The organism is Ktedonobacter sp. SOSP1-52 (assembly GCF_016587395.1).
The window spans coordinates 1,925,288-1,947,535 of the sequence record NZ_BNJH01000002.1 but is presented as its reverse complement, the minus strand read 5'-3'; the positions used below and the strand labels follow the sequence as shown (position 1 = coordinate 1,947,535).

Genomic DNA, 22,248 nt, shown 5'->3' with positions numbered 1-22,248 from the left:
CATCATGCTTGTGTGATATGCTATGGCATAGATTGTCTGGAGCGAAGAGGCTTTGGACAGGCAAGCTGAGATTGCAATGCTACAGGGAGGTTTGTGTGTGAATATCGACCAGGATACGATTGCTGTACGCAGCGGCGAGGCCTTTGATCCTCACGTGGTAGAAGACTATTTACGCGCGCAGATAGCCGAGGTGCGCGCTCAGTCTGAAGGATCACTGGAGGTACGCCAGTTTCCATCCGGGGCCTCCAATTTGACGTACTTGCTGAAGGTGGGTACCTGGGAGGGAGTCTTGCGGCGCCCACCTCTAGGACCGGTGCCACCCAAAGCGCATGATATGGGTCGTGAGTCTGGACTCTTACGCCAGATCCATCCTGTCTTTCCTCTTGCTCCCGAACCATACTGCTTCTGTGACGACCCGGCGATTCTGGGTGTGCCTTTCTATGTTATGGAGCGCAGGCAAGGGATCGTCCTGGATAGCGCCCTGCCTTCTGGTATCGAGGGCACAGAGGAACTGGGACGACGTCTCTCGCGGGCGGTTGTGGAGACGCTGGTGGATATCCACGCTATCGATTGGCAGCAGGCGGGCCTGGAGCACTTTGGCTATCCGCTAGGTTTTCTAGAGCGGCAGGTCAAGAGCTGGATCGAGCGTTATCAACGCGCGCAGACCGATGAGATCCCCGAGGTTGAGCCATTGTTGCGCTGGCTCAGTACGCACATCCCAACCAGTTCCACTGCCAGCTTGATTCATAATGACTTCAAGTTGAATAACATGCTGTTCGCCGAGGATGATCCGGCGCGCCCGGTGGCGGTTCTGGACTGGGAGATGGCGACGCTGGGCGACCCTCTCTTCGACCTGGCTATCTCGCTCAGCTACTGGGTGCGTCCGAGCGATCCCCCCGAATTGCACAGCATTCTTCCCACAGTGACGGTCCTGCCGGGTTTCTATGAGCGCAACGAGTTTCTTGAGCTCTACGCGCGCAAGAGTGGTCGTGATCTCAGTGATATGCATTTTTATATGACATTCGCCTACTTTAAGCTGGCCATTATCTTGCAACAGATCTATGTTCGCTGGAAGCGAGGCCAGACGCAAGATGCGCGCTTCGCTGGATTTGGCAAGCGTGTTTATACTCTTATTCAGCACGCCTACGCTGTATCTCAACAAGGGCAACTGACTTAGAGATTCATCGCCACGTGTTCACGGTCTCACATAGGATGTTTATCATGATTCATTAGGAACAGAGAGGTTCACACTAATGACGACAAACACCGCAAATTCGGTTCCGAATGATTTTCAGAGTACGTTTCTGCGCCAGCAGCCAGTGAAGATGCTCATTGGCGGACAATGGGTGGAGTCGGCCAGTGGCAAGACCTTTGCCACCATAAATCCAGCCACGACAGAGGTACTGGCGCAGGTCGCCGAGGGGGAGAGCGAAGACATCAATCGCGCGGTCGCCGCGGCCCGTAAAGCCTTCGAGAGTGGTCCCTGGCCGAAGATGACGCCCTCGCAACGGGGGCGCCTGCTCTGGAAGCTGGCCGACCTGCTGGAGGCGCATGCCGAAGAGTTCGCCGCGTTGGAGACGCTTGATAACGGCAAGCCGATCAAATACGCGAAGGGTGGGGATGTCCCCCTGACAGTCGACCACTTCCGCTACTTCGCGGGTTGGGCCTCCAAACTGGAGGGCGAGACCATCCCGGTCTCCATCCCCAATATGTTTACCTATACCTTGCGCGAACCCCTGGGCGTGGTGGGACAGATCATCCCCTGGAACTTCCCCCTTCAGATGGCCTCCTGGAAGCTTGCGCCTGCCCTGGCCTGTGGCAACACAGTTGTGCTCAAACCAGCGGAACAGACACCACTCACGGCCCTGCGCCTGGGCGAGCTTATCTGTGAGGCTGGCTTCCCCGATGGTGTCGTCAATATTGTTCCCGGCTTTGGCGAAACGGCTGGCGCGGCCCTGGCGGCGCACCCCGATGTCGATAAGATTGCCTTTACAGGTTCGACCGAAGTTGGCCGTAAGATTGTCCAGGCGAGCGCGGGCAACCTGAAGAAGGTCACGCTGGAGTTGGGAGGCAAGTCGCCGAACATTATCTTCCCCGATGCCGATCTCAAATATGCCGTGCGGGGAGCGATGAACGCTATCTTCTTTAACCAGGGCCAGGTCTGCACCGCTGGCAGCCGTCTCTTTGTGCATCAATCGGTCTATGAGCAGGTGGTAAGTGGCCTGGCCGAGTATGCGCAGAAAATGAAGATTGGCGCGGGCATCGATCCGGCAAGCGATCTGGGACCGCTGGTGTCGCAGGAACAGTTGGAGCGCGTGTTGGGCTATGTCGAGAGCGGCAAGCACGAGGGGGCCAGCGTCGTGACTGGTGGCGAGCGCGTAGCCACACAGGACCTGGCGGGCTACTTTATGCGTCCAACCGTTTTTGATAGTGTGCAGGACGAGATGCGTATCGCGCGCGAAGAGATTTTTGGTCCCGTAGTGGTGGCGCTCCCCTTTGAGAACGTCGAAGAGGTGGCGGCGCGTGCCAACGCCTCCATATATGGTCTGGCGGCAGGCGTCTGGACAAACGATGTGAAGATCGCGCACAAAATGGCATCGACCCTGAAGGCGGGTGTGGTCTGGGTTAATACTTATAATATGTTCGATGCCGCAGCCCCCTTTGGAGGGTATAAACAAAGTGGGTATGGCCGAGAGATGGGGCACGCGGTCCTGGACGCGTATACACAAACAAAAACCGTCTGGATGGGCCTGCGCTAAGAAGGTGCTACGATAGAGTAAGGCCCTCTTAACAATCCCCCGGTCCCTTACTCTATCGTTTACCTGACAAATAGAACGCGCCTGCGTTCGTTTTTAGCGGATACAGTTTTGATCCCTCTTCAATTTTGTACCCTCCTATCCCTTAAATGGCTGGGCTGTACCGATTCGTTAAAAACAAGAATAGCATGGTATAGCAAAAACGGTTTTTGGTGATTACATATGCTAACAAAAGATGCATTTTTAGACATTTGTGTAAATGAAAATATATTCAGTGCTCTTGCGAAGCCACACCAGAGGGCATAGATTATTACATTGGCGTATAAAGAAATTATTAAAATTAGTTATTTTATAGCTAAAACAGCGTATAAAAGCTCTTTTCATAGAGGGGATTTTGTAGTACTCTAGGGATGGGGGAAAGCATGTTTTTTTGTGAGTCACCGCAGATTTAGGAGCTGGTGTTATGGTGAACGTTGACAGGTATGAACTACCATTTTCGTTTGAGCAACCTGAGTACATTCGCGTCCCGCTTTTGAATATTTTGCAGCAAGCTGAGAAGCAGGGACAGACCGCGACCGGGATGTCAATGCGTCCACAACATGTTCTCATTATTGACCCGAATGAGAATCGTTCACGCTACATCAAGCATCTTCTTGCAACGAGTGGGTATCCGTCAATGGTGACGACCAGTGCCTTAGATGCTTTTACGCTTATTTTACAGGGGACCATCCTGCCATTTGCTGTTGTGCTTGGCCATGCAGAAACAAATGACCGCTTCTTTCTGCAACGCCTTCTGACCCAGACGAAGCAGCAGCATGTCGTGATTATTCGTTTGCTCTCTCAAGCACGTGATGTTACCACTAACAAGCCTTCTTTAAACTGGCCGGAGACGGGTATGCAGAGGAATACACGGCCTACAACAAACCCGCCTTCCTATACGTTACCGCCTCTGAACTACCCAGACGCTCCCGCCTCTACACCCACGACCCCTGCACCGCAGGCACCAATTTCTCGGCCTTTCTCGCCTTTTAGCACCTCCTGGTTGGAAGGTAATGAGCGTAAGACACAGACTCCCGCTGAGAGGCAAGTGCCTCCCCACCAGTCACCCTCTACACTACCTGGACCTGGCAGGGAAGCGCCAATAACTCAGGTTCCTCAGCGTGATTTCCCTTCTCAATCCTATCCAGCCTTGCCAACCAATACCGATGCCGCCTTGAAAACCGGGAATACGGGCTGGCCACGTGAGCAAACGCCCTCTCCTGCCAAACGGGCTCCTGAACTTCAACTGCCCTCATTAGAAGGTCAGGAACTGGGGCGCTATCGTGTGAGTATTCCGCTTAGTAAACATGTGTATCGTACTTATGATCGTATGCGTGAGAGCGATATTGCCCTGAAAGCCTATCCAACCGATGCCATTCCCTACGCGCTTATGGACAGGACATTGGAAGAGGATAATATCTTTCAACTAGAATTTCGCTTGCTGGAATCGGTGAAGCACGCGCACATCCTGCCGGTTTTGAATACGGGAAAGTCTTATATCAGTGGCGTTCCTTTTATCTTCAAAACCATGCCATTGTGTTCTGAAGGCTCGCTGAATGAGTGGATACGAGAGCGGAAGAATAAGCTCTTTACACCACGCGATGTGGCCCCAGTCCTTATGCAACTGGCTGAGGCCCTACAGTTCGCACATGAGAATAACGTGATCTATCAGAACTTTAAGTTCTCCAATTTATTGATACAAAAGAAAGGGAAGACGCTGAGCGACCTCCATCTCTTGCTCGGAGATTTTGCCGTGACGCAGGATGGCTCGTTCTTCTCTCATTCTCAGGATGCTTATCTCTATGTGGCTCCTGAGCGCTGGTCGGGCCGGGTCCTGCCTGCCTCGGACCAGTATGGACTGGCCGCCATGATGTATGAGCTATTGACGGGCCGTCCCCCCTTCCAGAAAGCCGCTGAGCAGACGATGAAACATATGCATCTCAACATGCCGCCTCAGCCGCCAAGCTCGTACAACGTCGCTTTATCGACATCCGTAAATATGGTCTTGCTCAAAGCGCTAGCCAAACGGCCTGAAGAGCGTTTTGCATCGGTATTACATTTCGCCGAGGCATTTCGCAACTATTGTGTCTGAGTGTAGAGAGCAACAAGAGGACGGGCGCGAGGCTACTAAAGTACGCGTCTACATATCATGCCATACCATGATATGTAGACGCGTACTTTAGTAGCCTCGCGCGTTAGGGTTGTCCGCGTGTGCCTGAGAGGCGCTCGGCAAAATCCCCGATATAGGGAATCTTGAATTTGACTCCACGCCATGCCTGAAGCATCAGAAAGATCCAGACGAGGACCAGCGCCACAACGACAATGTTGAACACGCACCCAAAAAGTCCAATAATAAAGCCGAGAACGGGGAGAGACTTAAGCAAGCCGAGGATTACAATGAATGCAAGGACTGCCAGCGAGAAGAGCGTGGACTGCGCCGCTGAGAAGCGCACAAAACGATTCTGACGCTCGCGAAAGAGAAAGTAGATGCCGCTCAGAGGTCCCAATGCATAGCTCCAGATGGCGGCCTTGCGGGCGCTCATACCTGTCGATGTTTGACCATAAGCCTGCTGGCGTTCAACCGCGCTACGGGGTGGCTGGTAGGAGGTCGAACTCTGATATTGCTGCTGTTGTTGTTGCTGCTGCTGCTGACCCCCATAGCTTTGCTCATAGCCACCAGAGGACGGTGATTGTAATGTTGCTCCATAGGGATCGTCAGGATTATATGGTGGTTGTGAAGGCGGCGTGGAGCCACTATAGCCCCCATAGGAATTAGGATCTTGATTTGATGGTGTGCCCATGAAGTCTTCCTCTTTATTCATTATGCAAGGATGCTTATACCATCTATTACGCTACAGGCAAAAAAAGGTTATATTGTCAGAAGGAAGGGTGGCTTGGGGGCGTTCGCCCCAAGCCACCCTTCCTTCTGACAATATAGGACGTTAGGATGCCTGTTGGTATCCTGGGGCATAGCCCTCTTGCGTATAGCCATTGTTACCGGGAGTAGATGCGGTCGGCGCCTGGTTTAGCGCGTATACTGCCGCCTCGATCATGACCGAGATGGTTGTGGGCGAGGCGGGTATGCCTAACTCTTTAAGCACCTGCTGCACCAGAGTCACAGCCGCCTGCTTTTTATCCGCGCTGGTCGTCACATCGTTGGCGGTCTGCTCGATAGCTGAAACTACGGAGTTGACGACCTGCTCGACCATCGAGCGACGCTGCTCAGGCAGATTTTGTATAAGCTTTTTGTAGAGCACGCTGGACACCGAGATGAGCGGTGGTAAAACGATGGGCAAGAGGACGATTAAAAGTTGATAAAAATTTGCATCTTTCATAGGTGAAACCTCCTGTCAACTAAAAACATCGTTCCACTATAGAAACGCTCATACTGCAGTATTTTTGGTGATAGAGTTAGAGTAAAGGAAGAAGGCACTGGCAACGTGCCAGCGCCTTCTTCCTTTTGTAGATTACTTCTTCTCCGAACCACCCTAGTGCGCTTGTCCCCGAATGAGGGAAGCGCTAGTCACATAAGTGACGTTGGGTTTCGGAATAAGATCTTAGCCGAGCAAGGCATAGGGATTTTGCAAGAGCCGTTTGACTTCCTGGAGGAAGCGCGCGACCATTGCGCCGTAGAGAATACGATGATCGGCTGAGAGTGTGAGTGGCATGATATCGCGAATGACGGGTTGCCCATCGACGGGAACAAACGTCTTGCGCGTGGAGGCCACAGCCAGGATCGCGGCTTCAGGTGGATTGATAATCGCCGAGAAACCGCTGACGTCCATCATACCCAGGTTCGAGATTGAGAAGGTGCCACCGCTCAGGTCCGCGACCGAGAGCTTATTGTTGCGTGCCTTCTGGATCAGCTCGCGCACCTCGCGGGCGATTGTGCGTACCCCCTTAATATTGGCATCCTTGATCACGGGGACGACGAGGGCATTGGGTACATCGACAGCTACGCCGATATTGATGTGCTTATGGCGAATGAATTGCCCATCGCGATATGAGCCATTGACATCAGGGAATTTCTCCAGCGCCAGGGCACAGGCCTTAATGATCAGGTCATTGACGCTGACCTTGGTGCCCTCTTCGCCAGCTGCACTATTGAGCACCTGGCGTAGTGCCAGGGCATCGGTCATATCAATCTCGTTGCTGACATAGAAGTGGGGCACAAACTGCTTGGATTCAAGCAGGCGATTGGCGATCCTCTTCTGCACAGACGAGATGGTTACGACCTCGGAATCCTCAGGAATTGCTGCCTGGGCAAAGGCTGGCGCCTGGAATTGCGGAGCCGCCTGGGTTGGCTGAGCAGGAGCCGCTACCGAGGCCACTGGGGTCGTCGCGTGCTGCTGGGAGAGGTAATCCTCCAGATCATCACGCACGATGCGCCCGCTGGGGCCTGTGCCCTTGATTTGACCCAGGTCAATACCATGCTCTTCAGCGATGCGGCGTGCCAGGGGAGAGGCTTTGACACGACCCTCGACCGTAGTAGACACCTCGCTGGTAGATACAGTTGAAGCCACGACGACTTCTGGTTTGCTTTCCTGTTGAGGCGCGCTGGCCCCATTGGCGCTCGCAGTCACTTTGCTCTCCGCACTCGCGGCTACGCTGGTCGTTGCGCCTTTGCTTGCACCCGCGCCCGTGCCGATGACGGCGATGGTTTGACCAATGGGGGCAACCTCGCCCTCCTTGGTGAGAATTTGTTCGAGAATGCCGTTGTCGTAGGCCTCGATCTCCATATTGGCCTTGTCGGTCTCGACTTCGGCGATGATATCGCCCCGTTTGATTTCATCACCGGGCTTTTTGAGCCAGCGGGTAATGGTACCTTCCTGCATGGTATCGCTGAGTCGGGGCATGCTTACGTCGGACATGGTATCTTATCTCCTTTTGCGGCGAGGTGCGAGTTCGTTGATGGCCTCGATCAACTGTTTCGCTCCTGTGAGCGCGGCCAGTTCGAGTGGTTTGGAATAGGGGAGAGGAACCTCAATGCTGGCGACACGCTTGATAGGAGCATCCAGGTAGTCGAACGCCTCTTCCTGAAGCGTGGCGGCGATTTCGGCTCCAACGCCATAGGTGCGCCAGTCCTCCTCAAAGATAACGGCGCGATTGGTCTTCTGCACCGATTTGACAATGGTTTCGGTATCCAGGGGGCGCAGTGAGCGCAGGTCGATGACCTCGATGCTCAGGCCGCTCTCCTGCTCCATGCGGGTGGCGACTTCAAGCGCGATGGAGGCCATGCGTGAGTAGCTGATGACGGTCAGATCATGCCCCTCTTTAGCGATGCGAGCCTTACCGAAGGGGACAGTATAGTCGCCCTCAGGAACATTGCCTTTGGTATTGTACAGCGCCAGGTTCTCCAGGAAGAGGACCGGGTTGTTGTCGCGGATGGAGGTGCGTAGCAAGCCACGCGCATCTTCAGGCGTTGAAGGCGCGACGACTTTGAGGCCTGGTACATGTGCGAACCAGACTTCCAGGTTCTGGGAGTGGGTTGCCGAGAGCTGCTGACCACCACCACCGGGGGTACGAATGACCATTGGCACAGCCGTCTGGCCGCCAAACATATAGTGAATCTTGGCTGCGTGGTTGACGATCTCGTCAATGGCGAGCAAGATAAAGTTGATGGTCATGATCTCGACGACTGGGCGCAAGCCAAGCATAGCGGCGCCAACGGCCATACCTACGAAGCCATTCTCGGCGATAGGTGTATCGAGCACGCGCTTGGAGCCAAACTCTTTGAGCAGACCCGCGGTAATCTTGTAGGAGCCTTCGAAGATTCCAATCTCTTCTCCAAGTAAGAAGACATCCTTGTCGCGCAGCATTTCGTCGCGCAAGGTGTCATGAAGAGTCTGTCTAAATGTCATCTCTGCCATGGAATACAATCCCTTCCCTGAACCTTAGTGAGCGGCTGTGTCATCAGCGTAGATATAGTCATAGAGCGTATCTAGCGAGGGGAAGGGACTCTCTTCCGCGAAGTTAACAGCCTCTTCAACCTCCCGCTCAACCTGCTCAGCAATCTCGTTGATCCTGGTGTCATCTAGCAGACCCGCATCCTTGAGTCGTGCGGTATATTTGGCGATAGGATCATTGATACCGCGCAAGCGCTGAACCTCGTCTCTGTCGCGATAGCGGTCAGGGTCAACAACCGAGTGCCCACGGAAGCGGAAGCTGACCGCCTCGATCAGGGTCGGTTCGCTCTTCTCGCGCGCCAGCTTAACGGCCGAACGCATGGCGTCGCGTACCGCGAGGACATCGTTGCCATCGACGCGGATATTGTTCATATCGAAGGCGTTGCCTTTGCGATGCAGTTCAGCGACGGCTGAACCAGCCTCCACACGTGTGCCCATGCCATACTGGTTATTGACGACGAAGAAGATAACGGGCAACTGGTAAATCTTAGCCAGGTTGAGTGACTCATAGAAGGGACCACCATTGGTCGCGCCATCGCCCATCTGACACGCGACGACCTCCTTGCCCTCGCGATATTTAATCGCATAAGCGGCACCCACCGCCAGGGGCACCTGCCCACCCACGATGCCATAGCCACCCATAAAGCGACTATTGATATCGAAAAGGTGCATTGAACCGCCACGACCCTTGGTGATGCCTGTAGACTTTCCAAATAGCTCGGCCATAACTGCCTTCGCGGAGATGCCACGGCTGAGGGCATATCCATGCTCTCGATAGTTGGCATAGATATAGTCTTCTGGACTAAGACCGTGGCAGAAGCCGACGACGGTGGCTTCCTCGCCCAAATTCAGGTGACAATAACCGCCAATACGGGCTTTGTTGTACATTTCGCCCGATTTCTCTTCGAAGCGGCGGATGAGCACCATCTCATAGTAATACTTGAGTAAGGTGTCCTTGTCTTCGTTTGCGATGATCGCGGCGTCTGGTCTGCTACTGTCAGCAAGCTCAGAGGCCTTCGACCGCTTTTTCTGTTCCGTGTTCATGACGGCTCCTGGTTTCTTTTTTTTACATGATTGTAACGTGGGAGGCGCTATATTTCAAACAGCAAGATAGGTAGCACAAGAAAAGGCTACATGTGGAAAACATGGCGGTGTGCTATCTGGAAAATTCCTAGAAAGTATGCTCAACGTTCAACTGATTGTACGCCTCCGTGCTAACTGGTTGTAACGTATCTATCCGATGACAGTCCAAGGATTATTATACAAAAGATATGCATGGTTATGTCTATACGTGAGGGTAGAATTTAAGGTTTTTGCCTGAAGAGCAAGGAATATGAGCTAGCGCTCGCTCAGTTGAGCTTCTTCTGCCCTTCTGTCCCCTCTCTCCAGAGATACCAGCACATACCAGGAGTACTAGGGAAGTACTATGGCACGCTCGCGATCCCACCTGGTGGTGGCGTTTCCCTCCTCCCTCTTTCCATTGTGCCAATCGGATTAAATAGTGTTTTTAAGAAAGTTATTGGCAGTTGCTTTTTCTCTCTACTTTCGTCGTATTTTGTGTGTGGAAGGGAAAGAGGAGTACCAGATGAATGAGAATAGATCACTCACTATGGTGTATGGGAGAAAACTCTCGCCTTGAATCCATCCTGGTTGGTGCTGTCGTACCAGAAGCAACTTCTATCGAATTTCCTTAAAATCTGGGGTTGGGAGTAGCCAAAAGACATGACAACGCCTTCTATTCTCATCGTTGACGATGATACCGCCCTCTTGCGCGCTTTGCCACAAACCCTGTATCTGCGCATGGACGATATTCACGTTGATACATGCGATTCCGCCGAACGTGGCCTTGCTATGATTCGAGAGCATGATTACGATGCTATTATAAGCGATATTAAGATGCCGGGGATGGATGGCCTGGAACTCCTGGCACGTATTCAGGGGCTGCGCCCTGAGACCCCCACACTGCTTATCACAGGCCATGGCGAGTATGACCTGGCCATACGTGCCTTGCGTGGTGGGGCCTATGACTATATCCTCAAGCCAATAGATCGAGACTCCTTTGTCGCGGCGCTCCAACGTGCCATTCAAGCCTATCAATTGCGCCGCCAGGTGCTTGAACAGCATATTGCTCTCTCACAACATGCCCGCTCGCTTGAATGGCAGGTGCAGAAACGCACCAGTGAACTGGTGAACGCCAATGAACTCAAAGACAAGTTTCTCCGTATCGTCTCCCATGAGCTGAAGGCTCCTCTCTCAGGTCTGAAGGGGATGACACAGTTCCTCTACAAACAACTGGATGAAGAGGTCAACAAGCAGGTCTTTAAGCAGGGATTGGAGGATATGTCACACGCAATCGACCGCACTGAAGTGCTGGTACAGGACTTGCTGGATACTTCCATGATGGATACCAATATGTTTGTGCTTCATCGCAAACGCTGTAACCTGGTGCAACTCTGCCAGCGTGTGCTGAGCGAATATACAGCTGGCGCAGGGCCTGACGTCACAAGTGAGATCGTTGCTGAAATGGTTGAAGCAGAGATTGATGCCGAGCGTATCTGCCAGGTCCTCATCAACCTGCTCTCCAACGCACGCAAATATTCGATCAGCCCCAGCACTATCACAATACGTTTACAGCAGGTTGGTTATGAGGCGTGGATCCAGGTGGAGGACCAGGGCGTGGGCATTCCTCAGGAGGAGCAACAACATATCTTTGAGCAATTCTATCGCGCGCCAGGGATCGAGGTGCAGTCAGGTGAGCAAACCGGCCTGGGTCTGGGTTTGTATATCGCGCGCAAAATTGTAGAGCGACACAGTGGGCGCCTGGATGTAGAGAGCGCGCTCGGACAGGGAAGCACCTTTACCGTGATCCTGCCGATCTCTATTGATCAGGAAGCGACCGACCAAAATTCAGAGAATTTAGCACGACACACTCTGGCCACCTGGACGCTCACTCATTAGGAAGAGATACACAAAAGAGGGATGGGCAACGTTGTCCATCCCTCTTTTGTGTAGAGTTGTATTTTTATGCGTCATGAGTTAATCTTTAGCTAATATCGCGACAAGAAGGCTTGTAGGGACAGAGATGGCAATTTTCAGGATTTTTTACTAATTCTCTGTACACATGATGAAGATATAGCATTGGCAGTTATCTCATGAAGATGAGATCCTGATTCGTAACGGTTGTATTAAGAGGAGCAAGCCATGACGGAGAGTAAGACAGCAGTCCCTCAGGCAACGTCTGAGGAGGTAGTGCAAAAGTGGAGCTATACCAGTGGCATCAGTGATATTTCCCTCCTGGGGCTCACCATTGGCGATATGTTTGACCAGACAGTTGCCAGCTATCCGGATCACCTGGCGTTGATTGCGCGTGCTCAGCAGATACGCTGGACGTATCGCGAATTGCATGAGCAGGTAGAGCGCTGTGCCAGGGGTCTGATGAGCCTGGGAATTGAAAAGGGAGACCGCGTCGGCATCTGGTCGCTCAACCGTGCCGAATGGTGTGTGACCCAGTTCGCAACCGCCAAAATTGGCGCTATCCTCGTCAATATTAATCCAGCCTATCGCCTGCATGAACTGGAGTATGCGCTCAAGCAATCCGGTTGTAGCGCGCTGGTTATTTCTCCCGCGTTCAAGAGTTCAAACTATCCTGAAATGGTTACAGCGCTTGTCCCTGAGCTTGCGAGCTGTGAGCCAGGAGCGTTGCAATCAGCCCGGTTACCAGCGCTACATACAGTTATCTGTATGGGAAAAGACGCGACTGAGGGAATGTTTAGTTGGGAGATGCTGCTCAAGCGAGCTGAGCAGGTTGGTATTGATCAACTGTACGCTCGTCAGCGCACGCTTGAATTTGATGATCCGATCAATGTGCAATATACCAGTGGTACGACCGGATTCCCCAAGGGGGCGACGCTGAGCCATCACAACATTCTCAATAATGGCTATTTTGTAGCTCGTCTGCAAAGTTTTACCCATGAAGACAAACTATGTATTCCTGTGCCGCTCTACCATTGCTTTGGTATGGTTATGGGCAACCTGGGCTGCGTGACGCATGGCGCAACTATGGTCTACCCCTCCGAGAGCTTTGATCCCCTGGCCGTATTACAGGCTGTGCAAGAGGAGCAGTGCACAGCGCTTTATGGTGTGCCGACCATGTTTATCGCCGAATTGGAGCATCCAGATTTTCATACCTTTGACCTGGCTAGCCTGCGGACCGGAGTCATGGCTGGCTCTCCCTGCCCCATTGAAGTCATGCGCAACGTGATTAACCGCATGCATATGTCACAAGTAGAGATCTGTTACGGCATGACAGAAACGGCACCCGTTTCGGTGCAGAGCAGGCTCGATTCGCCATTTGAGAAGCGCGTTGCCACAGTGGGCCAGATTCATCCGCATCTCGAAATTAAGATTGTCAATCCTGAAAGCGGTCAGATTGTGTCTCAGGGCATACCAGGAGAATTGTGTACGCGCGGTTATAGCGTTATGCTGGGCTACTGGGATAATCCCGAGGCAACGCAGGCTGCCATTGACCAGGCGCGCTGGATGCATACAGGTGACCTGGCAACGATGGATGAAGAGGGCTATATTAATATCGTCGGGCGCATCAAAGATATGATCATTCGGGGAGGGGAGAACATCTATCCCCGTGAGATCGAGGAATTTTTGTATACCCATCCCCGGGTTAGTGATGTGCAGGTCATTGGGGTTCCCGATGAGCTCTATGGCGAAGAGATCGCGGCCTGGATTAAGCTAAAGCCGGGCGAGTCCGTCAGTCAAGAGGATCTGCGTGCCTTCTGCCTGGGAAAGATCGCGCACTACAAAATCCCGCGCTATATTAAGTTTGTCGATGCCTACCCTATGACCATCTCCGGTAAAATTCAGAAGTACTTAATGCGCCAGCAGGCCATCGCTGAACTAGGTTTACAGGGCGCAGCCTCTATCGAGACTGCATAAGCACACACGCCAACTTTTTCAGAGAAAGATGTTGCATTTGCACTTTTGCATAAATGCAACATCTTTCTCTTCTTCATGCGAGCAAGCGCATATTAGAATTTTGTTAAAAAAAACAGCAAAAGCAACACAAGCAATTGACGTAATAGTGCGAAGGCTGTTATTATTTTGAAAGATATAATGATAAAAATGTAGCTACAAAAGCTCTGATTTAAGGTAGGAACGTGGAGAAATATACCTCTTGGCGTGAACTACTTGGCAGTATCATTCAAGATATGCAGGAGCGACAGCGGATTGCGGGTTTGTTGGGTGTCAATGTTGTGACTCTGGGGCGCTGGGCAGGCAATGCCTCAAATCCACGTTACCAGCATCTGCGTCGCCTGCTTTCTGTATTGCCGCAATATCGCGCCGAATTGCAAGAACTCATTGTAGTCGAATTCCCCGATTTTTCTTTGGGCTTAGAATTGAGTAAGCAAGGGGAGGAACAGGATCTTATTTCTTCAGCATTGTATGCACAGGTTTTCAATACATATACCATTATGCCGCACATACAGCGCTCCTGGAGTATCACAAACTTGATTCTACGTCACGCCCTTGACCAGCTGGATTCACAAAAGCAGGGCATGGCCGTGATCCTTATTCAGTGTATGCCACCGTCTCAAAATGGCAAGGTGTGTAGCCTGCGTGAACGTATAGGGTTTGGGAATTCGCCCTGGCCCGCAAATCTGGAGCCGCATGCTATTTTTCTGGGTATGGAATCGCTTTCAGGCTATGTAGTAGGGACCTGCCAATCCAGTGTGTTGCAGAATCGTTCTAAGGAGCAGCAGGGGGTGCGCCCTGTGCATTGGGACCAACTGGAGAAGAGCGCGGCTGCCTATCCTATCTACCGCGAGTCAAAGGTGGCTGGATGCTTCCTGGTCTCAAGCGCTGTCACCAACTATTTTCTGCCTCCCCGACTTAAGCTGATAGAACAGTATGCCGAACTACTCTCGCTGGTCTTCGACTATGAAGAGTTTTATCCACTAGAGCAGATTAGCCTGCAAATTATGCCGCACTCAAGCAATCAGGAGAAGGTGCTCTTCAATTTCCGCCAGCGGGTCGCCGAGGTGATGCTGACCAGCATGCGTAGCGGTGAGAACCTGGATATACGGAAAGCGGAGGCACTCGTCTGGAGCCAACTTGAGCAAGAACTCTTTGCGTTGGCGGTAGATCTCAATATGATGCAAGATGGATATCATCCTCTCCAGGTTGAATAGCGAGTAAATCATTTTTGGGGAGTAGTGTGAAGAGTGCTGATAGCCTGCGGCTATCAGCACTCTTCACACTACTCCCCAACGTGAGCGCCGCAGGCGCGAGGGGGCAAGCCAAAAAACATGCATATGCTAATCAATTGATGCGTTTCTTATGCCCTTGCCATGCTTTCTCGCGTAGCACATATTTCTGCACCTTGCCAGTTGAGGTTTTGGGGAGGAGCCCAAATTCTACGGCAGTGGGGCATTTGAAATGGGCCAGGCGTTCCCGGCAAAAGGCCATGATCTCCTCCTCTGTGGCCTCTCTTTCAGGTTTAAGCGTTACAAAGGCCTTGGGACGCTCGCCCCAGGTGGCGTCGGGGATCGCAACCACTGCACATTCAAGTACCGCTGGATGACGGGCGATGAATTGCTCGACCTCGATGGTGGAGATATTCTCGCCGCCTGAGATAATCACATCCTTGGCGCGATCACGCAATTCAATATAGTTATCTTCATGCCAGACGCCGATATCTCCCGAGTGGAACCAACCACCAGCAAAGGCCTTCTCTGTGGCCAGTTCGTTGCCATAGTAGCCCTTGGCAACGTTATTGCCACGCATGACGACTTCACCCATGGTACTCCCATTTTTGGGCAGGTCCTCCAGATTTGGATTGACGATACGCGCTTGCTCCGCGGTCACATAGCCCTGTCCCTGTCGCGCCAGGAGGGCTGCCTGTTCCTCTTCTGAGCGCGTATTCCATTCTTCGTGCCATTCACAGACGGTGTAGGGGCCATAGGTTTCGGTCAGGCCATAGACATGAAGTGGGCGAATATTCAGGCTTTTGAGCTGCCCCAGTAAGGTGGGCGAGGGAGGCGCGCCCGCGATAGTCGCCGTTACAGGATGCGAGAGCGGATGGGCTTTGGGATGGTTGGCCAGAAAGATCTGGACGGTAGGTGCGCCATTATAGTGAGTGATGCCCTGGCTCTCCAGGAGGTCCCATACCTGTCCTGGCTCTACCTTGCGTAGGCAGACATGAGTGGCCCCCACGGCTGTCACCGCCCAGGTAAAGCACCAGCCATTGCAGTGAAACATAGGCAGTGTCCAGAGGTAGACGCTCTCGCTATTCAAGCCTGTTTCGATGACTTCGCCAAGCGCGTTGAGATAGACGCCCCGGTAGGTGTACATCACGCCTTTGGGGTTGCCGGTTGTCCCGGAGGTATAGTTGATGGAGATAGTCTCCTCTTCATCAGCCAGCCAGCTATGCAGGGGGTGTGGATCGCCCTGGGCCAGAAATTGCTCGTATGGATCGTCGTCAGTGCCATCATCGGCGATACGTATCACCTGGAGTGCGTCGAGGTTGAGTTGCTCCACGAGATGATAGAGCTCATCATCCACAAAGAGAAAGCTGGCGCCAGAATGTTGCAGGATAAAATTGATCTCATTGGAACTCAGGCGCGTATTGATCGCGACAAGAATACCGCCTGCGGCTGGTACGGCATAATGCGCCTCCAGTAGGGGTGGAATATTTGGACATAAGAAGGCAACGCGGTCGTGCTTATGGAGGCCATGCGCCCGTAATTGCGCGGCCAGGCGGTAAACACGCTGCGCAAATTGCAGGTAGGAGTAGTGACGCTGACCATGAATAACGGCTACTTTTTCAGGGAAAATGAGCGCGCTACGCTCCAGGAAACTGACAGGTGTCAACTCTGTGCGATAGACCTTCTCTGTCATATATAGCTCCTTCGCTGGCGATACAGACAAAAATAGACTATTCTAAGTATACATTGTGTAACAGGTAATGTTATATATTTGCATGTAGGGATCTTGTAGAACTGCATATGCAAGAACGTGACTAATGGGGTAAAAATTCGAGAATTACACTTAACCAATGTAGAATAGGGAAGAGCAATTATCTTGCATATTAAAAAATAAGCTGCTCACGCTCTCAAGAAAACGGAGAGCTTCCAGGTGAGACCTTGATTGGGGTTGGTGGTTATAGTGCCTTTTCAGGAGTGTTTTGATGCATCAATGTCTCCGATGTAACAATCCATGTGCGAATGATGTCGCGTTCTGTCAAAAATGCCAGATCGCTCTCCTGGAGAGTTCTCCAGGGCAGGAGCGTTCATCTACATTCTTCTCGGCTGGTACACAAGGGCATGTTCTTTCGCCCGCGAAGCCGCCAGTATCTGCACTACCGAAGCTACCAGTGACACCTGTGTTGTCAGAGCTGTCGCCGATCTCCGCGGAGCATATGTTCCCTTCTAGCCTGGTTCCGACAACGCCTCGTCCCGCATACCGACGCATATGGGTGCGCAGACATTGGAAAATCATTGCAGTCGTCTTGCTGCTGCTGGCACTTGCTGATGGGGCACTGGCCTTTTTCTATTTTCGGCTGGGCCAGGGAGGAAGTGCCCAGCCTGCATTGGTTCTGGAGAAGAGCGTGGTCGCGCATGGAGAGACAATCGAGTTGCGCCTGAGCAGCTTTACGCCTCGTGCTCATGTGCGTATCACGCGTGATGTACAGGTCGCGGTGCGCCTGCTTCAGACACCAGCGCTCTCTCACAATCAATCCGATAACTATGTGCAACTCGATGAAGCCGGGAAGGCGAGGGTGCACTTGCAGATTGATGCAAACTGGGAGGCGGGAGAGCATATTGTACAGGCTGAGGATGCCACCACGCGTAATGTTGCCTATGCCACATTGCATGTGGTTGGTGCGGTTCAGCCACCTAGTCTGCAACTGAGCCAGACTACGCTTGATATGGGAGCGAGCTTACAAGGCTCAAACTCTATTCAATCCCTGCGTCTACGTAATACAGGTGGGGGAACCATCTCGTGGACGATTGGCAATGTCAAGCCAGCCTGGCTGTTTACTACACCGACCTTTGGAACCTTTAGTGATGGCCAGACTATCTTCCTGGCCGTCTCTCGTGCAGGTCTACAGCCTGGCGAATATAAGGGATCGCTGCTGATTATGGCCAGTACAGGTGGCACGCAAAAGGTAACGGTGCAAATGACGGTAAAGTCCCTGCCTGGCGACCCGGGTCCTGTGTTGACGGTATCTCCGCCAGCGATTGCAGCCAGCACCTTTGATGGCGCGCCTGATGTAGTGGAAGACACCCTGAAGATTACCAATACAGGCAATAAACCGCTTCACTGGTCGCTTGCTAGCCAGGTGCAACTGGCCTCGCTCTCTGAGGAGTCTGGTTTTCAGCAGCGTATAGAGTGGTTGCATGTAGACCCAAGGATGGGGAATATCGCACCCGGTAAAGCCGAAATTGTTCACCTGTCTATGCATAGTCAGGCGCTCTTTACCGACGTCTATAGCGGCATTATCTCCTTCCAGGCGGACCAGAAGGCGTTGAACAGCCCGCAATCTATCGCGCTCTCCCTGGTGGTGCGCCCACCCTGTGAAGTGCGGCCCAGCGTGACAAGTATCATGGCGCGTGTGAGCGCTGGACAACAGATGACTCTTCCGCACCAGTTGAGCCTACATGTCCCCACTGGCTGTCATGAGAAATTGTCCTGGCAGGCCAGCTCGCAGAGCAACTGGCTGACGATCAGCCCGGCGCAGGGAACTCTAGATGTGCAGAGCTCGACAGATATAGCATTGACCGTGGATGCCACGAAGCTGGCACCCGGCCTGTATACAGGCTCCTTTGTGCTGAAGACCGCGCAATTAAGTCAGATGATCAGTGTGCAAGCGACAGTTCTGCCCACGGGGTCACAGACAACATCCAGCTTGGCAGTCACGCCGACCCATCTCTCGTTTACGCTTTCACCGGGTCAGGCCAGTAGTACGCGACAGAGTATTAGCCTGGCTAATGCTGGGCAAGCGGGCCTCTCCTGGCAAATCACTGGTGGCGCATCCTGGCTGCTAATACAGACACTTCAGGGCGCATTAGATGGAGGTGGCTCTGTCGATATTCCTGTCCGTGTTACCGCTGCGGGTCTTGCCGCTGGTAGCTATACTACCCAGGTCCAGGTCACGGCGACGGATAGCACTGGCCAGGCCGTGATGAGTGGCCCACAAACGGTCGCGATCAATCTCATCGTTGCCCAGCAAACAGCGCAACCCTGCACGTTTAGTGCCTCGCCGAGCACACTGACATTCCAGGCCACCTTGTTAGATACGACTCCGCAGGCACAGGAGATTGCTCTCGCCAGTACAGGTGCTTGTGGTGGGACCTGGAACGCGAGTACTGATGCATCCTGGATTTCGCTCTCTTCTACGACGGGAAGTAATACGAGTGGCGGAAACGAGCTAAGTATAGAAGTGAATTCTGCGGGAAAAATCTTAGGCACCTACCGGGGACATGTGACGTTGACAGCTTATGACAGCAACGGCGCCAGCATCAAAGGCAGTCCACAGGTTATTACTATTGTCTTAAATGTTCTGGGTTAAAAAAGGGAGGGCAGCATTGCATGATGCGGGATAATTTACCGCAGCCCCCAATGTCACAATTGGAGCACGCAATCGCGACAGTCCTGGCGTGCCTCAGTATGGTGAAATACAACGCTGTCTTGCGAGAGGAGCAGCGTGTGGAACTGGCTTCGGATATTGAGAAGACGCTCCAGTTTTTGCGGGGTCCACTGGCCGCAACCCACGCACCAAAGGAGCAGGATACAAGCACAATGCCTGTCTCGCCTCAAATGACGGCACCTTCTTTGGAGATCCCTGCCCAGCAGAACCAGGGAGCGTTTACGGCTGCCAGAGCGCAACCTCACCTGGAGGCGCTCTATCGCGTATATAGCACATATTTGCATATGGGCAATGGCAATACTCTCGATGCATTCGTGGTACGCTTCAATGAGGTTATGGCAACGCTGGATGAAATCCAGGCTGCCACTGACCCAGAAGCAGAGGGGCAACTGCCCCAGAACCAGCAGCACTCTGTCGAGGATGCGCTTCATCGCGTTCGTGGCTTTATTGCCGACCTATATTATATGTTTCTGGAGTTTGTGCGCGCCTTATCTGAAACCCTGGAGATGCATGAGCCTCAGTCCCACACCGAAGAACTCTCCTCGCTTCCACGACAGGATACCATGGAGAACATTGAAGCCATGCCCAGATTACCCGCCAGCCCACAATTGGCACAACTGGCCCAGGTGTATGAGAAGCACCTGCAAATGAATGCTAAAAAAGGTGTGCTCTATTTGCATGTTAAGGATGCAATGGTCTTTTTAAAATTTCTCGAAGAAAATTTGCGCAATGATTTGCAGAAGCGGAGTGAAATCATTGCACAAATGAACCGGGTGGGACGCTTATTGCAGGATTTGTCCCAGCTTTTGGCGAGCTATGAAGGGGCTGTGGGCGCACTGGTGCATCCAGATCTCTAACCTGGAGGGCATACTAGGTACGATGCTGCAAAAGCACACGTCTACATATGATAGTTATATGTAGACGTGTGCTTTTGCAGCGTTGGTTTGGTGGCTTACCTTACGCCAATGCGGCGATAGCGTGCTTCAACAAAGGAATAGACGCCATAGGAGAGCATGCCCAGCGCGACAACACCCAGCATAAAGGCGCCAAATGGTTGCTGAGAGAGTACCTGTAAGGCCCCATCCAGACCTTTGGCCTCGTAGGCGTTATGCTGGACCGCGGCGACGAATAAGAAGATGCCGATAATCACAAAGACAATACCCAGCGCGGCATAGCCAAAGCGCCCCGCGAACACCGCCATTTTGCGGATATTTGGCTGAATTTCGTAGAGCGAGAGATGTTTGACGAAATCCGCTTTATAGGCCCTGAAACAGAGGTACCCTCCCAGGCCTATCACAATGATACCAACAAGCACGAGCAGAGGCACGCCAAAGCTTGTATGCAGCAGGCGCGCTGTCCAGTCCTGGGTGTTCTTGGTAGAGCTGGACTGGTGGCTGGATCCGCTCATTACTGTCTGGATCCCGCCGTAGGCAAGCAGGCCATACGAGATGCCGGTAATGGCGTAGCCAATGCGGCCAATGATGCCCATGGTCTTTTTCCCTTTGTGCTCTGTGTCTAGAATGGCCTGAAAGAGAGACCAGATGGCATAACCAAAGAGGCCGATGGCAACCACCGCCAGCAAGAATCCGCCAAATGGCTGCTGGTTGATGGTTTGAAGAGCTCCTGTCTGATCAGTTGTTTTGCCACCGTGTCCAACCGACAGCTCAATGGCAAGTAGGCCAATCAAGACATACACAATACCGCGCACGGCGTAGCCAATACGGGCGAAGATAGTCATGCTTTTGCTGTAGGCCACGTCTTTGGCGGCGTCACCCATATCCTGGCTTGCCTGGTTGATATGCCCCTTCATCTGTGTCATGAGAGTCACTCCTTTATTAATATCATTTCATAAGTTCTCTCTATGCCTAAGGGAAATGTTTATAAGCGAGAATTTCTGAAAAGATACATTGATGTCTAAATGTTGAAAGTATTCCTTCTAAGGCAAGTGCAATCTATTACGCTACTCTTACCACGTGCTAGCAGCGCGAAAGGATGCGCTAAGCTGGGAAGGATGACGTATACTGAGAGCAGTATGCTGTAGGTTCCCTTACTACACGGAAGAGAAGGACAATGTATGAGTCAACAGAGAGAAGTCAATGATGCTTTGACTGGCGTGAGCATGGAGCGTTACTGGCAGGAGGCGATGCGGACTGTTACACGCTTACAGCAAACGCAGATGGAGGGTTTGCGGGAGGCGGCGCGCCTGTGTGCCGCCTGCCTGGCGCGTGGTGGCGTGATACATACCTATGGCACGGGTCATTCACGCGCCTTTGCTATGGAACTGGCTGGCCGGGCTGGGGGGCTGGTCCCTGTGAATCGGCTGGACCTGGAGGACCTGGCCTTGCGCGCGGGGTGGTCCCCTGCGGTGGTGATGCATCCTGATATTGAGCGCGATCTCCAGGCTGGAAAAGAGTTGCTTGGATGTTACCATATTGAGCCTGAGGATCTATTTCTTATTTGTTCAAATTCTGGTGGGAATGCCGCTATTGTTGAAGTGGCGCAACAGGTGAAGCAGCGAGGCCACACCTTGCTGGCAGTCACCTCGCTGGCCCATACGCATCAGTCCCCAGCTCGTCATCCCTCTGGCAAGAAGCTCTATGAGCTTGCCGACCTCGTCATCGATAATCAGGCACCCTTCGGCGATGCCTTGCTGGCCTTACCCGATGGCAGTACCGCCTGCGCTATTTCTTCTGTCACGGGTGCGCTTATCGCCCAGATGTTGACCGCAGGTATTATTGCCCTCTTGCTTGAACAAGGACTGGAGGCCCCAGTCTATCTCTCCGCCAATGTACCAGGAGGAATGGAACGCAATAACCGCCTGGTCCAGTACTACGCCGACCGTATCCGCCCAGTATAGAGCTAGGTAGGCGACGCTGCTAAATGG

General features: G+C 52.7%; 16 protein-coding genes. 9 read left to right on the top strand and 7 right to left on the bottom strand.

The genetic code is table 11. The annotated features are described in order from the left end of the window. Positions 1-97: 97 nt before the first annotated feature. The 3 genes from JMJ16_RS23855 (at position 98) to JMJ16_RS23845 (ending at position 4,887) form a co-directional block, all read left to right on the top strand. The gene (locus tag JMJ16_RS23855; RefSeq protein WP_201385543.1) at positions 98-1,177 is read left to right on the top strand and encodes a phosphotransferase family protein; all 1,080 of its coding nucleotides are present in this window, start codon (positions 98-100) and stop codon (positions 1,175-1,177) included. Positions 1,178-1,253: 76 nt separating this feature from the next. Further along, positions 1,254-2,759 (top strand): aldehyde dehydrogenase family protein, encoded by a 1,506-nt coding sequence (locus tag JMJ16_RS23850; protein WP_201385542.1) that lies wholly within the window; start codon positions 1,254-1,256, stop codon positions 2,757-2,759. A 460-nt stretch (positions 2,760-3,219) separates the two neighbouring features. After that, complete coding sequence (locus tag JMJ16_RS23845) at positions 3,220-4,887, top strand: serine/threonine-protein kinase (RefSeq protein WP_201385541.1); 1,668 nt, start codon at positions 3,220-3,222, stop codon at positions 4,885-4,887. A 103-nt stretch (positions 4,888-4,990) separates the two neighbouring features. On the opposite strand, the gene JMJ16_RS23840 is transcribed toward JMJ16_RS23845, so the two are convergent. The 5 genes from JMJ16_RS23840 to pdhA form a co-directional block, all read right to left on the bottom strand. Further along, positions 4,991-5,596 (bottom strand): DUF4870 domain-containing protein, encoded by a 606-nt coding sequence (locus tag JMJ16_RS23840; RefSeq protein ID WP_201385540.1) that lies wholly within the window; start codon positions 5,594-5,596, stop codon positions 4,991-4,993. A 141-nt stretch (positions 5,597-5,737) separates the two neighbouring features. Further along, complete coding sequence (locus JMJ16_RS23835) at positions 5,738-6,130, bottom strand: phage holin, LLH family (protein WP_201385539.1); 393 nt, start codon at positions 6,128-6,130, stop codon at positions 5,738-5,740. 222 nt (positions 6,131-6,352) lie between these two features. After that, positions 6,353-7,666: a dihydrolipoamide acetyltransferase family protein gene (locus tag JMJ16_RS23830; RefSeq protein ID WP_201385538.1), complete on the bottom strand. Its 1,314-nt coding sequence runs from the start codon at positions 7,664-7,666 to the stop codon at positions 6,353-6,355. A gap of 6 nt (positions 7,667-7,672) precedes the next feature. Next, on the bottom strand, positions 7,673-8,665 hold the full coding sequence (locus JMJ16_RS23825) for an alpha-ketoacid dehydrogenase subunit beta (protein WP_201385537.1): 993 nt from the start codon (positions 8,663-8,665) through the stop codon (positions 7,673-7,675). A 24-nt stretch (positions 8,666-8,689) separates the two neighbouring features. Beyond that, complete coding sequence (gene pdhA, locus JMJ16_RS23820; protein WP_201383127.1) at positions 8,690-9,745, bottom strand: pyruvate dehydrogenase (acetyl-transferring) E1 component subunit alpha; 1,056 nt, start codon at positions 9,743-9,745, stop codon at positions 8,690-8,692. A gap of 678 nt (positions 9,746-10,423) precedes the next feature. Here pdhA and JMJ16_RS23815 point away from each other — a divergent pair. The 3 genes from JMJ16_RS23815 (at position 10,424) to JMJ16_RS23805 (ending at position 14,904) form a co-directional block, all read left to right on the top strand. After that, positions 10,424-11,659 (top strand): hybrid sensor histidine kinase/response regulator, encoded by a 1,236-nt coding sequence (locus tag JMJ16_RS23815; protein ID WP_201385536.1) that lies wholly within the window; start codon positions 10,424-10,426, stop codon positions 11,657-11,659. A 243-nt stretch (positions 11,660-11,902) separates the two neighbouring features. Beyond that, positions 11,903-13,651 carry an AMP-binding protein gene (locus JMJ16_RS23810; RefSeq protein WP_236601666.1) on the top strand — a complete coding sequence of 583 codons (1,749 nt, stop codon included), beginning with the start codon at positions 11,903-11,905 and terminating at the stop codon, positions 13,649-13,651. A gap of 221 nt (positions 13,652-13,872) precedes the next feature. Then, positions 13,873-14,904 (top strand): hypothetical protein, encoded by a 1,032-nt coding sequence (locus tag JMJ16_RS23805; protein WP_201385535.1) that lies wholly within the window; start codon positions 13,873-13,875, stop codon positions 14,902-14,904. A 130-nt stretch (positions 14,905-15,034) separates the two neighbouring features. Here the strand turns inward: JMJ16_RS23805 and JMJ16_RS23800 are convergent, their stop codons facing one another. Then, the gene (locus JMJ16_RS23800) at positions 15,035-16,612 is read right to left on the bottom strand and encodes an acyl--CoA ligase family protein (protein WP_201385534.1); all 1,578 of its coding nucleotides are present in this window, start codon (positions 16,610-16,612) and stop codon (positions 15,035-15,037) included. 289 nt (positions 16,613-16,901) lie between these two features. Here JMJ16_RS23800 and JMJ16_RS23795 point away from each other — a divergent pair, with 289 nt between their 5' ends. After that, the gene (locus JMJ16_RS23795; RefSeq protein WP_201385533.1) at positions 16,902-19,286 is read left to right on the top strand and encodes a hypothetical protein; all 2,385 of its coding nucleotides are present in this window, start codon (positions 16,902-16,904) and stop codon (positions 19,284-19,286) included. A 20-nt stretch (positions 19,287-19,306) separates the two neighbouring features. Then, positions 19,307-20,221: a hypothetical protein gene (locus tag JMJ16_RS23790; RefSeq protein ID WP_201385532.1), complete on the top strand. Its 915-nt coding sequence runs from the start codon at positions 19,307-19,309 to the stop codon at positions 20,219-20,221. Between the two features lie 95 nt (positions 20,222-20,316). On the opposite strand, the gene JMJ16_RS23785 is transcribed toward JMJ16_RS23790, so the two are convergent. After that, positions 20,317-21,183, bottom strand: coding sequence for a DUF1206 domain-containing protein (locus tag JMJ16_RS23785; RefSeq protein ID WP_201385531.1), 867 nt, complete (start codon positions 21,181-21,183; stop codon positions 20,317-20,319). A 255-nt stretch (positions 21,184-21,438) separates the two neighbouring features. Here JMJ16_RS23785 and JMJ16_RS23780 point away from each other — a divergent pair, with 255 nt between their 5' ends. After that, positions 21,439-22,221 (top strand): sugar isomerase domain-containing protein, encoded by a 783-nt coding sequence (locus JMJ16_RS23780; RefSeq protein WP_201383142.1) that lies wholly within the window; start codon positions 21,439-21,441, stop codon positions 22,219-22,221. Positions 22,222-22,248: the final 27 nt, after the last annotated feature.